Genomic DNA, 14,015 nt, shown 5'->3' with positions numbered 1-14,015 from the left:
TTGGCGCCGCGAACGTCGATGATTCGCTCCGCGAGCTGCGCTCATGATGCCTCCACCGGCAGGATCGCTTCGACGAGGAACCCACCCATCGCGGCGGGACCCACCCGAAGGGTGCCACCGACGGCGGCCGCCCGTTCCCGCATGCCGGTGAGCCCGTGCCCGTCAGGGTTGGCGGGCCCCGGCCCGTTGTCGCGGACCCGTACCTTCAGCTCGGTCCCGTACCGCAACTCGACATCGACGGCGGCCCCCGGCGCGTGCCGGCGGGCGTTGGTGAGAGCCTCCTGGACGATCCGGTAGGCGGCCAGCTCGACCCCCGGATCGAGGGGGACGGGCGCCCCGGACACGATGAGCCGCGCGTTCGCGATCTGCCGTGCGTCGTCGAGAAGCTCGACGAGCTGGGCAAGCCCCGGCTGCGGCTTGAGGTCGGCGGTGCCGGTGCCGTCCTTGAGCACACCGAGCAGCCGCCGCATCTCCGTGAGCCCGGCCCGCGCGCGGTCCCCGATCTCCGAGAAACGTTGCGCGCCAAGGGCTGGCAGGTCGGGCGTGGTGAGCCGCGCGGTCTCGGCCTGCACCGCGATCATCGAGATGTGGTGGGCGACCACGTCATGCAACTCCCGCGCGATCCGGGCCCGCTCGCCTCGTGCGGTGTGCTCGACAAGCGTGGTCGCGACCGCCTGCCGCGCGGCCCGGTGCACCAGAGCCTCCTTGCGCGCCTTGGCCGCCACCCCAGCCCAAACCGCGGCCGGCCCGACCGCGGCGAGCAACACCGTCACGACGGATGGCCGGATGAGCGCAAGCACCACAAAGGGCGCCGCAAGCGCTTGCGCCCACACGGCGCCAACCCTGAACAGGGCGATCACAAACGCCACCGCCGCGGCGACCGTGAGCACGTCCAGCAGTGCGAGCGAAAGAAACCCAGCAGCAGCAACAAGCGCAACGGCCCCCACTGGGCGAACCACCCCAACAGGAACCGACCCCACCACGGCGAGCAGGCACAGCATGAGCCCGGCCTCGACACTGGTCTCCACCGCCCGGCCGATCGCCTCCCCAAAGGCACCAACCCCGAGCACGACCCCCACGGTTTGGCCTGCCCCCACCACGTGCCCAGCCGCCTTCACCGCCCGCCCGGCCATGTTCACCGCCCGCCCGGCCACGCTCGCTTCGCGCCCGGCCATGTTCGCTTCGCGTCCAGCCAGGCTCGCTTCGTGCTCGACCGCCCTCGCTTCGCGCCCAAGCACTCTCACCGCCTGCCCCACGAAGGTCCCGGCTCCCACCGCTGCACGAAAGTCCCACTCGTGCGCCGGGGGCCCCCCGGTTTCAACGCTACCCGCGACGACCGACATTTCCGGCCCTGCGCCCGGCAATCGGGAACAGGTTCACCCGCCGACTCCGAGCGAATGTCCCATTGGTGCATCCGGGGGTCCCCCGGTTTCAACGTTACCGGTGGGCACCGACAGTCTTGGCGTGTTCGAGGGTCCGTTGTGGACAACTCGTCTGCCTGTCCTTGCTGGCTGGCCCCAACTTCCCGCATGGCTGCCATTGTCTCTGCTGCCAGCGGCGTTGGCGTCACTCGTGGGAGCGACCTGCGTTCGCCGTGCCGAGCCCAGCGGCGTCAGCTCCACGCGGCATCGACTCAGTCCTCGTTCAGCCGCTTCGTCACGGCCCGTAGTGCCGTCTCCCATGGGTAGTCCGGCAGCGTCTTCTCGCCTTGGTTGGGTGGATTGGGCACGAACCCACCCTCGCCCAGGAGCACCTCGACCCCGGCTTCCCGCAGTAACCGGACACTGCGCGTGAAAGCGGGATGAGCGGCGAGGGCTGTGTTCACGAACGGCAGGACCGCCAGCGGTAGCCCAAGCCCGATCGCTTCGTTGAGCACCCCGAGCGCCAGGTTGTCGGAGATGCCGGTCGCCAGTTTGTTGATCGTGTTGGCACTCGCACCGCCCACGATCATGGCGGTCGCCGGGGCAGGGCGTCAGGCGCGCCGGGCTGCTTGTATTCGCTGCGCACGGGATAGCCGGTCTGAGCTTCCAGGGCGGGTTGGTCGACGAACCGCAGGGCCATGGGCGTTGCGATGACACAGACGACCCAGCCCGCATCCTGCGCTTGGCCGACCAGTTTGCCGACATCACGGGCTGCCAGCGTGGCGCAGGTGACGATGTGGAGCACGTGGGGGCCAACTCGCCGGCCGGCCTGACCTTTCCGCATGGCCGGCATTGTCTCTGCTGGTAGCGGCGTCGGTGTCACTCGTGGGAGCTATGTCGTTCGCTCTTGTCGGGGACTGTGAGGATCGCTCCGGGTTGGGACGACTCGGGGGCTGTTGGTCCATAGCCTCCTTGGGTATGGAAGCCACCATCGAGGTCGCCGGGTTGCGGAAACGCTTCGGCGGCACCACCGCGCTCGACGGGATGACCTTCACCGTCGGCGCTGGGCAGGTCACCGGGTTCGTTGGGCCCAATGGTGCCGGCAAGTCCACGACCATGCGCGTCGTTCTCGGGTTGGACGCCGCCGACTCCGGGCACGCGCTCGTCGGCGGCCGCCGTTACCGGGAGCTGTCGCGGCCGCTCACCCACGTCGGGTCACTGCTGGACGCCGGTGCGCTGCAGCCGTCCCGTTCCGCGCGGAACCATCTGCTCTGGCTCGCGCACTCGCAGGGGCTCGCGGCCCGGCGGGTGGACGAGGTCATCGAGATCACCGGGCTCGGCTCGGCGGCGAAGCGTAAGGCCGGCGGGTTCTCCCTCGGCATGCGTCAGCGGCTCGGCATCGCCGCGGCGTTGCTCGGGGACCCGCCCGTGCTCATGCTCGACGAACCGTTCAACGGCATGGATCCCGAAGGCATCATCTGGATGCGCACCTTCCTGCGGCAGAAGGCCGCCGAGGGTCGCGCCGTGCTCGTGTCGAGCCATCTCATGAGCGAGCTGCAGGACACCGCCGACCACCTGGTCGTGGTCGGGCGCGGGAAGGTCATCGCCGACGCCAGTGTCGCGGAGCTGATCGCCGCCGCGTCCGGGGACCGTGTCACCCTGCGCACCACCGCACGCCAGCCCGCGATGACCGTGCTCGCGCGGGCCGGTGCGGTCGTGACCGTGGACGGGGCCGACACCATCACCATCGCCGGGCTGCCCGCGGCCACGGTCATCGCGCTGCTCACCGATGGAGGCGTGCCGTTCACCGAGGTCAGCGCCCATCGCGCCTCGCTGGAGGAGGCCTACATGGAGCTGACGCGGGAAGCCGCCGAGTTCAGGGCGGGGGAGCGATGAGGTCGCTGATCCACGCCGAGTGGACCAAGTTCCGGACCGTCCGCGGCTGGATCGTCGGCATGCTCCTCGCGATCCCACTGACCGTCCTCATCGGACTTCTGGGTCCGGCCACCAGCAACTTCAGCTGCGCCGGCCCGAACGGCGAATCCTGCGCCGGCCGGAACCCGCCGACCGGACCGGGCGACATCCCGGTGATCGACGCGTTCACGTTCGTGCACCGCACCCTCACCGGCGACGGCAGCATCACCGCGCGGGTCGCCGCCCTTCCCGACAACGCCGAACCGTGGGCCAAGGCGGGCGTCATCCTCAAGCAGGGCACCGAACCCGGCTCCTCGTACGCGGCGGTGCTGCTCACCGGCCACCACGGCGTGCGCATGCAGCACAACTACACCGAGGACGTCGCCGGCCCTTCGTCCAATCAGGACAGCCAGTGGCTTCGCCTGTCCCGCAAGGGTGACTCACTCACCGGCGAGGTCTCGCTGGACGGCGAACGCTGGGTCACGATCAGCACCGTCCAACTGGGACTGGGGGAGCGGGTCCAGGCCGGCATGTTCGTCTCCTCGCCGCAACATGTCGAGATCAACCGCTCGTTCGGCGGCGTGGACGCGACGGGCGGGTTGACCCTCGCGACCACGACGTTCGACGAGGTGCGCACCGACGGCGACTGGTCGGCGGACTGGCAGGGCGCCGACGTCGGTGGGTCGCCGGACGACGCCACCGGGTTCACCGAGAGCGGTGGCGAGTTCACGATCACCGGCACCGGTGACATCGTCCCGATCACGCCGTCCCTCGGCAGCCTCGGCAAGACCGTCGAGAGCACGCTGATCGGTGTCTTCGCCGGGCTCATCGCGGTGCTCGTCGTCGCCACGATGTTCGTCACGAGCGAGTTCCGGCGCGGCCTCGTCCGCACCAGCCTCGCCGCGAACCCGCGCCGCGGCCAACTGCTTGCCGCGAAGGCGGTCGTGATCGGCTCAGTGTCCTTTGTGGTCGGTGTGGTGGCGGCGGCGATCACGATCCCGGTGGTCGAGAACCTCGAGGTCGCGAAGGGCTTCTTCCTGTTCCCGACCTCGACGCTCACCGAGCTGCGCGTGATCGGCGGCACCGGTCTGCTCTTCGCGGTGTCGGCCGTGCTCGCGGTCGCGGTGGGCACCCTCCTGCGCCGCGGCGGGGGGACGGTCACGGTCGTGATCGTCGGGATCGTCCTGCCGTACCTGCTGGCGATCGCGTCGATGCTTCCGCCGGGCCCGGCGGACTGGCTCACCACGGTCACCCCGGCGGCGGCGTTCGCCCTGCAGCAGACCGCCGTGGAGTACCCGCAGGTCGCATCCGACTACGTCACGGCGGACGGCTTCTTCCCGTTGTCTCCCGCCGGCGGTTTCGCGGTGCTGTGCGTGTACGCGGCGGTCGCCGTCGGGTTCGCGTTCGCTGCGCTCCGTAGGAGGGATGCGTGAGCGGAGCTTGCGGAGCGAACCATGGGCACCACGCCGACGAACGGCGTCACCGAGCCTGCGAGGGGACGGCGTGATCGGCGTGAGCGCGTTGCATGCCGAATGGACGAAGGTTCGTACGGTGCCGGGCACGATCTGGCTGCTGCTCGGCACCGTGGCGCTCACCGTCCTTCTGGGTGCGCTGGCCACCAACGCGATGGCGCCCGGCGGCGACCCGGCCGAGTCGGCCCTCACCGGCGTGGCACTGGGTCAGGCGATCGTGGTGATCCTCGCGGTCGCCATGGTGAGCGGCGAGTACGCCACCGGCATGATCCACACCAGCCTCATCGCCGTCCCGAAACGCCTGGACATGTTGGCGGCCAAGGGAATCGTCGTCAGCGCGCTGGTGCTGGTCGCCGGCACCGTGGCCGTGCTCGGGTCGATCGTGGTGGGGCTCCTGGCCCTGCCGGACCTGACGTTGACCGGACCGGTCCTCCGCGCGTCGGTGGGTTCGGTGCTGTACCTGGCGCTGATCGGCCTGCTGAGCCTCGGGCTGGCGGTGGTCGTGCGTGACGCGGCCGCGGCCATCGGCGTGGTGTTGGGCCTGCTGTACCTGACCCCGATCGTCACGACGCTCGTGTCCGACCCGGACTGGCACGACCGGCTGCGCCGGCTGAGCCCGATGACCGCGGGACTGGCCGTTCAGTCCACAGTAGACGTGGTGGCGCAACCCGTTGGCCCGTGGGAAGGTCTGGGTGTGCTGGCGGGATGGGCGGCGGCGGCCCTGCTCGCCGGTGCCGCGGTGTTACGCCTGCGGGACGCCTAGTTGGCCATCGCGCTTGTCCGGCCGCGCCTGTGCTCGTCTCGTCCGGTACGGTCCCAAGAATGGCATGTCGTATCGGTGAGCTCGTGTTGGGTTGCCGCGACCCTGAGTTGCTGGCGCGGTTCTGGTGCGAGGTCCTGGACTTCGTCGTGCTCGGTCGCGAGGACGACGGATCGGTGGAGATCGGGCCGCGCGAAGGGTTCGGTGGTGCGCAGCCGACGCTCTTCCTCAGCCGCCGGGACGAGCCGGAGAAGGGGAAGTCCCGGCTGCACATCGACGTCAACGCCACCGACCGCGATCAGGACGCCGAGCTCGAACGTCTTCTGGCGCTCGGTGCGCGCCCCGCCGACATCGGCCAGACGGGCGAGGAGGCATGGCATGTCCTGGCCGACCCGGAAGACAATGTGTTCTGCCTGCTCACGGCCCGCCTCGACCCGCTCTGAGTCTCACCCGTTCGGTGTGGCCCGTAAGGTGATCAGCGTGATCTCGCTCGGTGCGAAGATCCGCATCGGCGGCCCCCAGAAGCCGGCGCCGCGGCTCGTGTACAGCTGCGTCTGACCGTGCCGGGTGAGGCCCTGCACGGTCGGCTGGTCGACGCGGACGAGGTAGTGGAACGGCCAGATCTGGCCGCCGTGCGTGTGCCCCGACACCTGCAGGTCAACGCCTCCCGCCGCGGCCTGCACGACCTGCCGCGGCTGATGGGCGACGAGCAGTACCGGCGCGTCCTCCGGAGCCCCGGCCAGTGCGGCGTCCAACTGCGCGCCGTGCCCTTCAAGACCGGACGCCTTGGCGGTGGCGTCGTCGATGCCGGCCAGCACCAGACGCGACGAGCCCCGCGAGACCACCACGTGGCGGTTGTGCAGTGCCTCCCACCCCAGCGACGCCATGTGGTCCAGCCACACCTGCGCCTCGCCGAAGTACTCGTGGTTGCCGGTCACGTACACCCGCGCGAGGCCCGCCTCGATCGTCCCGAGCGGCGCGGCCTGCTCGCGGCGCTGTGCCACCGAGCCGTCGGCGATGTCCCCGGCGTGGCACACGATGTCGGGACGGAGCGCGTTCACGGCGGCCGCGGTCCCCTCCGACCAGCGGACCCGGTTGATCGGCCCGAAGTGCGTGTCCGCCAGCACGACCACGGTCGTCCCGTCGAGGTCGGGCCCCAGGCGTGGCAGCACGACGTCCACCCGGCGCACCCTCGGCACCCGCATGGCCTCGTGGACACCCCAGGCGATCAGCACCACGGCCACCACGAGCACGGCGACGGCCACCGCCCGGCCCGGCAGCACCAGCCGTGCCACCAGCCCCAGCACCGACCACGCGAACAGCACCCACACGACGCCGAGCAGAGTGTCACCGACACGCGCCGCCCAGTCACGACCACGCCCGTGCCCGAGGAACATGAGGAACGGGAACGCGATCGCCGCCCCGACGAACACCACCGCGCCGATGACGACGACCACCGGCGGCCAGGGCAGCACGAGCGTCAGCCACGGCACCCCGAACAACAAGCCGATCGCGACGACCACCACGACGAGGAACCCAGCACGCACGCGGGGCCGGGCCCGCTGTTCAGTCTGCGCCACAACACCAGGCTAACCGCGTGTCCAACGTCGCAGACCCGCGTGTCCAACACTGGAGACCCGCGAGTTCAACGCAGCGGGTGGATCGTACGAGTCGAGACCGCGTGGAGCTTGTCCGGGTTGGCGACGTTGTGGATGGTGATGATCCGGCCCTGCTCGTCGAGGTCGAGGGTGAGCGTGGCGAGCACGCGGCCCGCGCCGCTGAACACGATGCCCGGCGTGCCGTTGAGGTCGACCACCTCGGTCGTCATGTCCGCGGGATCGACGCCCTCGTACGGACGCGAGGCGACACCGGCGAACCACGCCGCCACCCGCTCCGCGCCGGTGACCGGACGCATCGCCTGACGCACCTTGCCGCCGCCGTCCGTCCACAGTGTCACGTCCGGGGCCAGCAGCTGCATCAGCGTGTTGATGTCCCCGCCCCCGGCAGCGGTGAAGAACCGCTCGGTGACCTCCCGCTGCCGTGCGCGGCCGGCGTGGAACCGGGGCCGCCGCGCCTGCACGTGCTCGCGGGCCCGGTGCGCGGCCTGGCGCACGGTGGCCTCCGAACGCTCGACGGCCTCCGCGATCTCGCCGTGGGTGAAGCCGAACGCCTCCCTCAGCACGAACACCGCGCGCTCCAACGGAGTCAGCGACTCCAGCACCACCAGCAGCGCCATCGACACGGACTCACTGTCCACAGTGTCATCAGTGATGACCGGCTCCGGCAGCCACGGCCCCACGTACGTCTCCCGCTGCCGCGCCGCCGACCGCAGCCGGTCCATCGCGACGTTCGTGACGATCCGCACCAGGTACGCCTTCGGGTCGGCCACCTGCGACCGGTCGGCGGCCGACCACCTGACCCACGCGTCCTGCACCGCGTCCTCGGCGTCGGCGGCGGTGCCGAGGACGCGGTAGGCCACCGAGAACAGCAGGTTCCGGTACTCCGCGAAGATGTCGGCCGTCATCGCGTGTGCCGGCCGCCACGCGGCCAGATCGAGGTGACTCGTGGGTGCTTCAGCATCTGGCCGTAGGTCGGCCACGGGGCGGAGCTCACCGTCTCCTTGTACCAGGTGGCACGCCGCCCGGTCAGCGAAAGACGTCGCGGGCTGCCGTCGGGCTTGGTGAACTGCACCACGGCGTCGTGCCGGCCGAGACTCACCGGCGTGTGGTAGTAGCCGAAGCGGAAAGCCTTGGGCTGCTTGCCGTTCAGCTCCCGCGCGATCGACACCGCCGCGTGCACGCCGGTCGGCATGCCGCTCTGGCACGTGCCGTGCAGGACGCCGAAACCCTGCCGCACCAACGCCGCGTCGCCGACGACGTAAACGTCCGAATGCGACACCGACCGCAACGCGGCGTCGGTGACGATCCGCCCACGCTCGTCGGTCTCCAGCGCCGCCGCCAGCCGCGACACCCGCACCCCACTGGTCCACAGGATCACGTCGGCCGCGACGCTCTCCCCGCCGGCCAGCTCGACCGAGTCCGGCAGCACCTTGGTGATCTCGACGCCGCCGCGGACCTGAACCCCCAGCCGCGCCAGCGTCGCGTGCAGGTACGCCTTCGCCTTGGGCCCCATCGCCGCCCCCGGCTCGTCCCGCCCGAGGAGCACGACGTCCAGGCCGGGGTGCTGCTCGGCGATCTCGGCGGCCGCCTCCACCCCGGTCAACCCGCTACCGCAGACGGCGACGGTGCGGGCCGTGGCCAGCCGCCGCGCGAGCACCGCGGCGTCCTGTGCGCTGTTCAGCGTGTGGGCGTGGTCGTCGGCGCCGGGCACGCTGCCGGTGTCGGCGACCCCACCCAGCGCGTAGACGAGGGTGTCGTACCCGAGGACCGTCTCGTCGTCGATCCGCACGGTCCGCGCCTCGACATCCACGCCGGTGACCCACCCGCACACGAACTCCACCCCGGTGCCGGCCAGCAGGTCCGGGATACGCAGGTCGGCCAGCCGCTGCCCGGACGCCACCTGGTGGAGCCGCAACCGCTCGGTGAACCGCTCGGCGGCGTTGACCACGGTGATCCGCACGTCGTCACGCCGCTTGACGCGCCCGGCCAGGTTCACGGCCGCCGACAGCCCGGTGTATCCGCCACCAAGAATCACGATCTTGTGCATCGCTCTTTCCCTTCTCGCGTTGACCTGACCACGAGACGAGCCGACCCGAACCAGACGTGAAGCGTGGTGACCGGGGTCACTTTGTTTGTTACTGTTGGGTAGATGACTGGGGCTGAGCTGTACGACGAGATCGGCACGGAGTACTCGTTCGGACGGCGCACGGATCCGCGGTGGATGGCGGCCATCCTCGCCGCGGTCGGGGACGCGGGCTCGATCATCGACGTGGGTGCGGGCACCGGCTCCTACGAGCCGAACGACCGGACGGTGCTCGCGGTCGAACCGTCCGGCGAGATGGTTCGGCAACGGCCACCCGGTGCGTGCCCCACCGTGCGGGCGGTCGCCGAGGCGCTGCCGGTTCGCGACCACGCGGCCGATGTCGCCTTGGCCGTGCTCACCGTCCACCATTGGACCGACTGGCGGCGCGGGCTCGCCGAGCTGCGCCGGGTGGCCCCACGACAGATCGTCCTCGCCTACGACACGCGCCGGCACACGGAGTTCTGGTTCGTCCGCGAGTACGTGCCCGAGGTCGCCGCGCTGGAGCTCACCCGGCCTTCCGCGCCCGACATCGCGAACGAGTTGGGCGCCAGCAGCGTCACGCCCCTGCCACTGCCCTGGGATTTCACCGACGGCGTCTTCCCCGCCTACTGGCGACGCCCAGCCGCCTATCTCGACCCCCGCGTCCGCAGCGCCTGCTCCGCCCTGGCGCAGACGGCTCCCGCCGCCGTGGAACGGGGCATAAGCCGCCTGCGCGCCGACGTCCACAGCGGCCGGTGGCACGAACGACACCAGGACCTGCTCGCCCTCGACCAGTGGGACGCCGGCTTTCGCCTGATCGTGTCGCACGGCTAACGGGACTACGATCAACGCCGGGGCAGCGCCGCCACGAACCGGGAGCTCGCATGAAGAAGATCATCAATGATCCGTCCACAGTGGTCGCCGAGGCGTTGCGTGGGGTGGAGCTCGCCCACGGCGATCTGCTGACCGTGGTCCACGACCCGGCCGTCATCCTGCGGGCCGACGCGCCCGTGCAGGGCAAGGTCGCGATCATCTCCGGCGGTGGGTCCGGGCACGAGCCCATGCACGGCGGCCTCGTCGGGCCGGGGATGCTCGACGCCGCGTGCCCGGGTGCCGTGTTCACCTCGCCGACGCCCGACCAGATGCAGCTCGCCATCGAGCGGACCGACGGTGGGGCCGGCGCGCTGCTCGTCGTCAAGAACTACACCGGGGACGTGCTCAACTTCGAGACCGCCGCTGAGCTGGTGGAGGGCGAGGTGCGCACGATCGTCATCGACGACGACGTCGCCGTGCAGGACTCGCTCTACACCGCCGGCCGGCGTGGCGTGGGTGGCACCGTGCCGCTGGAGAAGATCGTCGGCGCCGCGGCCGAGCGTGGGGACGGCCTCGACGCCGTGTACGCGATCGCGCAGCGGGTCGTCGCCAACGTGCGGTCCATGGGCATGGCGCTGGCCGCGCCGACCGTGCCACATGTCGGTGGGCCAAGCTTCGACCTCGCCGACGACGAGATGGAGGTCGGCATCGGGATCCACGGCGAGCCCGGCCGTGCGCGTATGCCGGCGGAGAACGCCGACGGCATCGTCGCCCGCCTGCTTGAACCGATCGTCGAGGACCTGCCGTTCCGCGAGGGTGACCGGGTCCTGCTGTTCACAAACTCGATGGGCGGCACGCCGCTGCTCGAGCTGTACCTCGCACACGGCATCGCCGAGCGGCTGCTCGCGGACCGCGGCATCGTGGTCGAGCGCCGGCTCGTCGGGCCTTTCGTCACCAGCCTGGAGATGCAGGGCATGAGCCTCACGCTGCTGAAACTCGACGACGAGCTGCGGGACCTGTGGGACGCGCCCGTGCACACGGCGGCGCTGCGGTGGGGGCGCTGACGTGGGGTGCACGGCCGCTGACCTGGTCACCGCAGTCCGTGCCATCGCCGCGACCGTCGCAGAACACCGCGTCGAGCTGATCCAGCTCGACCGTGCCATCGGCGACGGCGACCACGGCGAGAACCTCGACCGGGGGTTCAGGGCCGTCCTCGCCGCGTTCGAGGCGTCCACACCGGACAGCCCGAGCGCGGTGCTGAAGACGGTCGCCACCACGCTGATCTCCAAGGTCGGCGGCGCCGCCGGACCGCTGTACGGCACGGCGTTCCTGCGCGCCTCGACCGCGGTGAAGGACAAGGCCGAGCTGGACGTGACGGACGTGGTGGACGCGCTGACGGCCGCGCTCGGCGGTGTCGTCGCCCGAGGCAAGGCGGAACTCGGCGACAAGACGATGGTCGACGCGCTGGACCCGGCCGTGAAGGCCGCGGTCGGCGACACCGTGACGGAGGCACTGGCGGCGGCCGCGGACGCCGCGCAGGCCGGCGCCGACGCGACCGTCCCGCTCGTCGCACGCAAAGGCCGTGCCTCCTACCTGGGCGAACGCAGCGCCGGCCACATGGACCCCGGCGCCCGTTCGACGGCCCTGCTGCTGCGGGCGTTAGCGGAAGTGGCCGCGTCGTGAACCGTCGGACGGTGGGTGAGGGGTGGTCGTGAGTCCTCGGGTCGGGCTGGTCGTCGTGTCGCACAGTGCGGCACTCGCGGCAGGGGTTGTGGAGGTGGCGGCGCAGATGGCGCCGGACGTCGTGGTCGTCGCCGCCGGTGGCACCTCGGACGGGGGCATCGGCACGGACTTCGACGCTGTCACGGCCGCGATCGAGCGGGCCGACAGCGGTGCTGGCGTGGTGGTGCTCTACGACCTGGGCAGCGCACGCATGGTCGCCGAGATGGCGATCGAGACGGCCGAGAACGCCCACCTGGCCGACGCGCCGCTGGTGGAGGGCACGGTCTCGGCAGCGGTGGCGGCGCAGGGCGGAGCGGACGCCGCGGCGGTGGTCGACGCCGCGAAGGAAGCGGTCCGCACCGAGGCCGAACTGATCACCGCCGACGCGGCGCGTGAGCCGGGATCCGCCGAGGGAGACCGGGTGGTCGCGGGCGCCATCGACATCGCGGGCGGCGCGAGCGTGGCCGCGGCCACGCAGGGCAGGCTAGAGGCGGTGGTGGTCACGCTCACCAACGAGATCGGCCTCCACGCGCGACCGGCCGCCGTGGTCGCGCGTGCGATGACCGGGTTCGACGCCCTGGTGACCGTCCGGTTCGGCGACGCCAAGGCCGACGGCCGCAGCGTCCTCGGCCTCATGGCACTCGGCGCACGCGGCGGCGACGAGGTCCGCGTCGAGGCCACGGGCCCACAGGCCACCGAAGCCCTCCGCACGTTCCAGGACCTGGCAGCCAGCAACTTCGGCGACTGACCCCCGCGCCCCGCGTGTCCAACGCCCAGAACCCGCGTGTCCAACAATCTGGACCCGCGAGTTCGACAAACCTGCTTACCGCTTGGTCGGCGCGTTTGTTGAACTCACCGGTCACCAGTGTTGGACACGCGGGTCTGTTTGGTTGGACACGCGCGGGTTAGAGGTAGGTGCCGATCTGTTGGATCTGTGCCGTGCGGGACTGGACTATTCGGGTCGCCAGTGCACGCGTGTCGGAGTTGAGGCCGTCCTTCTCCTCCATGCGGGCCAGTTCCACCGCGCCGTGCTGGTGGCCGGTCAGCAGGTTCAGGAACCGGTTGTCGAACTCCGGCCCGGCCGGCGTGTCACGCAGCATCTGCAGGACGGCGGGGTCGGTGCCGTGCATGCCCCCGTGTGCGGTGTGGGCGTTGGGGTCGAGGTCGGGTGCGATGGGTTGTTCCCACGCCACCAACCACTTCTTCATCGCCTCGACCTCGTCCGCCTGTGTCAGCCGGATCGCGGTGGCGAGGTCGCGGACTTCCTTGCGGTCAGCGCGTTTCTCGGCGAGCCGCGCCATCTCGATGCCCTGTTCGTGTTGCGGTACGGCCATTTGCAGGAACATCACGTCGGTGTCGTTGAACCCGCCGGGCGGCGGTGGCGCGCTGATCGAGACGCCGGTGGTCTCCGTGACCCCGACGCCGCAGCCGGCGAGCACGAACAACAGGGCGAGCAGCCACGCTTTCATCGGCACACTCCCGAAAAAGAGGCCGGCCGGCCCGGGTGCGTGATGGGCCGGCCGGCTCGCACTACCGGATGGGTCAAGAGGCCTGCCAGAGCGCAGGGGTACTCGGCGGCTCCCAACCCGGCAGCGCGGTGTGACTCTGCGCGGCTCGGTAGGTGGCACCGTTGTAGGTCACGATCGACCCGGCCGGATAGGCCGTGTTCGCCGCCCAGGTGCCGGTGGCGGGTGGTGGTGCCGGCTGGGGCTCCGGTGCCGGCTCTGGCGCCTCCTCGCCGCCGCTGACCTGGAGGTCGACGCACGAGTAGAACGCGTTGGTCGTGTCCCCGATGTTCCACACCGCGAGCAGCCGCACCTTGCCGCTCACGTTGCCGAGGTTCACGCTGTGGGTCAGCGTCGCCGGCGGTTGCTGGTTGTTGAGGCGGAACTCCTTGACACGCGTGTTGCCCACGAAGTACTCGAAGCTGTGGGTCGCGTGCCGCGCGGTGAACGTCCACGTGAAATCGACGGTCCGGCCGACCGACGTGGTCTTCCACGGCTTGCTGTTGTCGTTCAGCTCGGCGAAGCGGCCCACGTTGGCGTGGCAGTTCCGCAGGCCCTTGGGCCCTTCGACACTCTGCGGCTCGTACTTGATGTCACCGCAGAAGTTCACCGTGCCTCTGGCGCACTGCGCCTGCCGGCTCTGCGGGCTCGAGATGTAGCCGTGCGCGTTCGCCGTCGCCGCGGGTAGCACCACGAGCCCGATGGGGGCGAGGAGGACCGCTGACGCGAACATGATCAGTTTTCGTTTCAGGCTCATGCGAATCTCCCGGGAGTGCAGGGTTCAACC

Annotated in this window: 16 protein-coding genes; 8 read left to right on the top strand and 8 right to left on the bottom strand. The window is 70.7% G+C overall.

The genetic code is table 11. From position 1 onward, the window contains the following. Positions 1-41: 41 nt before the first annotated feature. From VF106_RS48970 to VF106_RS48960, 3 genes are all read right to left on the bottom strand, one after another. Positions 42-1,175, bottom strand: coding sequence for a sensor histidine kinase (locus VF106_RS48970; RefSeq protein WP_330847004.1), 1,134 nt, complete (start codon positions 1,173-1,175; stop codon positions 42-44). Between the two features lie 458 nt (positions 1,176-1,633). Then, positions 1,634-1,951 (bottom strand): flavoprotein, encoded by a 318-nt coding sequence (locus tag VF106_RS48965; RefSeq protein ID WP_330847003.1) that lies wholly within the window; start codon positions 1,949-1,951, stop codon positions 1,634-1,636. Further along, positions 1,948-2,166 carry a hypothetical protein gene (locus VF106_RS48960; protein ID WP_330847002.1) on the bottom strand — a complete coding sequence of 73 codons (219 nt, stop codon included), beginning with the start codon at positions 2,164-2,166 and terminating at the stop codon, positions 1,948-1,950. The genes VF106_RS48965 and VF106_RS48960 overlap by 4 nt, the downstream gene beginning before the upstream one ends. A gap of 173 nt (positions 2,167-2,339) precedes the next feature. On the opposite strand from VF106_RS48960, the gene VF106_RS48955 reads away from it, so the two are divergent. From VF106_RS48955 to VF106_RS48940, 4 genes are all read left to right on the top strand, one after another. Further along, positions 2,340-3,257 (top strand): ABC transporter ATP-binding protein, encoded by a 918-nt coding sequence (locus tag VF106_RS48955; RefSeq protein WP_330847001.1) that lies wholly within the window; start codon positions 2,340-2,342, stop codon positions 3,255-3,257. Beyond that, entirely contained in the window at positions 3,254-4,708 is a 1,455-nt protein-coding gene (locus VF106_RS48950; RefSeq protein ID WP_330847000.1) for a DUF1349 domain-containing protein, read from the top strand. The genes VF106_RS48955 and VF106_RS48950 overlap by 4 nt, the downstream gene beginning before the upstream one ends. Before the next feature lie 70 nt (positions 4,709-4,778). Next, positions 4,779-5,510 carry a phosphatidylglycerol lysyltransferase domain-containing protein gene (locus VF106_RS48945; protein WP_330846999.1) on the top strand — a complete coding sequence of 244 codons (732 nt, stop codon included), beginning with the start codon at positions 4,779-4,781 and terminating at the stop codon, positions 5,508-5,510. Positions 5,511-5,569: 59 nt separating this feature from the next. Next, a complete protein-coding gene (locus VF106_RS48940; protein WP_330846998.1) occupies positions 5,570-5,950 on the top strand; it encodes a VOC family protein in 381 nt (126 codons plus the stop codon). Between the two features lie 3 nt (positions 5,951-5,953). On the opposite strand, the gene VF106_RS48935 is transcribed toward VF106_RS48940, so the two are convergent. From VF106_RS48935 to VF106_RS48925, 3 genes are all read right to left on the bottom strand, one after another. Then, on the bottom strand, positions 5,954-7,087 hold the full coding sequence (locus VF106_RS48935; RefSeq protein WP_330846997.1) for a metallophosphoesterase: 1,134 nt from the start codon (positions 7,085-7,087) through the stop codon (positions 5,954-5,956). A gap of 65 nt (positions 7,088-7,152) precedes the next feature. Beyond that, complete coding sequence (locus VF106_RS48930; protein ID WP_330846996.1) at positions 7,153-8,031, bottom strand: RNA polymerase sigma-70 factor; 879 nt, start codon at positions 8,029-8,031, stop codon at positions 7,153-7,155. Then, positions 8,028-9,173, bottom strand: coding sequence for an NAD(P)/FAD-dependent oxidoreductase (locus VF106_RS48925; protein ID WP_330846995.1), 1,146 nt, complete (start codon positions 9,171-9,173; stop codon positions 8,028-8,030). Before VF106_RS48925 ends, VF106_RS48930 begins: the two co-directional genes overlap by 4 nt. 102 nt (positions 9,174-9,275) lie before the next feature. Between VF106_RS48925 and VF106_RS48920 the strand changes: the two genes are divergently transcribed. From VF106_RS48920 to dhaM, 4 genes are read left to right on the top strand one after another with little or no spacing between them, the layout of a single operon-like run. Further along, positions 9,276-10,022, top strand: a complete 747-nt coding sequence (locus VF106_RS48920; protein ID WP_330846994.1) for a class I SAM-dependent methyltransferase — start codon at positions 9,276-9,278, stop codon at positions 10,020-10,022. Between the two features lie 50 nt (positions 10,023-10,072). Next, entirely contained in the window at positions 10,073-11,065 is a 993-nt protein-coding gene (gene dhaK / locus VF106_RS48915; protein ID WP_330846993.1) for a dihydroxyacetone kinase subunit DhaK, read from the top strand. A 1-nt stretch (position 11,066) separates the two neighbouring features. Continuing rightward, entirely contained in the window at positions 11,067-11,684 is a 618-nt protein-coding gene (gene dhaL, locus VF106_RS48910; RefSeq protein ID WP_330846992.1) for a dihydroxyacetone kinase subunit DhaL, read from the top strand. Positions 11,685-11,712: 28 nt separating this feature from the next. Next, positions 11,713-12,471 carry a dihydroxyacetone kinase phosphoryl donor subunit DhaM gene (gene dhaM, locus VF106_RS48905; protein ID WP_330846991.1) on the top strand — a complete coding sequence of 253 codons (759 nt, stop codon included), beginning with the start codon at positions 11,713-11,715 and terminating at the stop codon, positions 12,469-12,471. A 157-nt stretch (positions 12,472-12,628) separates the two neighbouring features. Here dhaM and VF106_RS48900 read toward each other — a convergent pair whose 3' ends face one another. After that, positions 12,629-13,192, bottom strand: coding sequence for a DUF305 domain-containing protein (locus VF106_RS48900; protein WP_330846990.1), 564 nt, complete (start codon positions 13,190-13,192; stop codon positions 12,629-12,631). 73 nt (positions 13,193-13,265) lie between these two features. Next, the gene (locus VF106_RS48895; protein ID WP_330846989.1) at positions 13,266-13,985 is read right to left on the bottom strand and encodes a lytic polysaccharide monooxygenase; all 720 of its coding nucleotides are present in this window, start codon (positions 13,983-13,985) and stop codon (positions 13,266-13,268) included. Between the last annotated feature and the right edge of the window lie 30 nt (positions 13,986-14,015).

It is taken from the genome of Actinophytocola sp. (assembly GCF_036378875.1).
Taxonomy (GTDB): domain Bacteria; phylum Actinomycetota; class Actinomycetes; order Mycobacteriales; family Pseudonocardiaceae; genus Actinophytocola.
The sequence above is the reverse complement of the archived record's forward strand: the minus strand, read 5'-3'. Positions and strand labels throughout refer to the sequence as shown.

Excerpts from the sequence above, each read along its gene's own strand:
- VF106_RS48895 (WP_330846989.1), bottom strand. The coding sequence starts at position 13,985 with ATGAGCCTGAAACGAAAACTGATCATGTTCGCGTCAGCGGTCCTCCTC.
- VF106_RS48950 (WP_330847000.1), top strand. The coding sequence starts at position 3,254 with ATGAGGTCGCTGATCCACGCCGAGTGGACCAAGTTCCGGACCGTCCGC.
- VF106_RS48970 (WP_330847004.1), bottom strand. The coding sequence starts at position 1,175 with ATGGCCGGGCGCGAAGCGAGCGTGGCCGGGCGGGCGGTGAACATGGCC.
- VF106_RS48900 (WP_330846990.1), bottom strand. The coding sequence starts at position 13,192 with ATGAAAGCGTGGCTGCTCGCCCTGTTGTTCGTGCTCGCCGGCTGCGGC.
- VF106_RS48920 (WP_330846994.1), top strand. The coding sequence starts at position 9,276 with ATGACTGGGGCTGAGCTGTACGACGAGATCGGCACGGAGTACTCGTTC.
- VF106_RS48925 (WP_330846995.1), bottom strand. The coding sequence starts at position 9,173 with ATGCACAAGATCGTGATTCTTGGTGGCGGATACACCGGGCTGTCGGCG.
- VF106_RS48965 (WP_330847003.1), bottom strand. The coding sequence starts at position 1,951 with ATGATCGTGGGCGGTGCGAGTGCCAACACGATCAACAAACTGGCGACC.
- VF106_RS48955 (WP_330847001.1), top strand. The coding sequence starts at position 2,340 with ATGGAAGCCACCATCGAGGTCGCCGGGTTGCGGAAACGCTTCGGCGGC.
- VF106_RS48930 (WP_330846996.1), bottom strand. The coding sequence starts at position 8,031 with ATGACGGCCGACATCTTCGCGGAGTACCGGAACCTGCTGTTCTCGGTG.
- VF106_RS48940 (WP_330846998.1), top strand. The coding sequence starts at position 5,570 with ATGGCATGTCGTATCGGTGAGCTCGTGTTGGGTTGCCGCGACCCTGAG.
- dhaK (WP_330846993.1), top strand. The coding sequence starts at position 10,073 with ATGAAGAAGATCATCAATGATCCGTCCACAGTGGTCGCCGAGGCGTTG.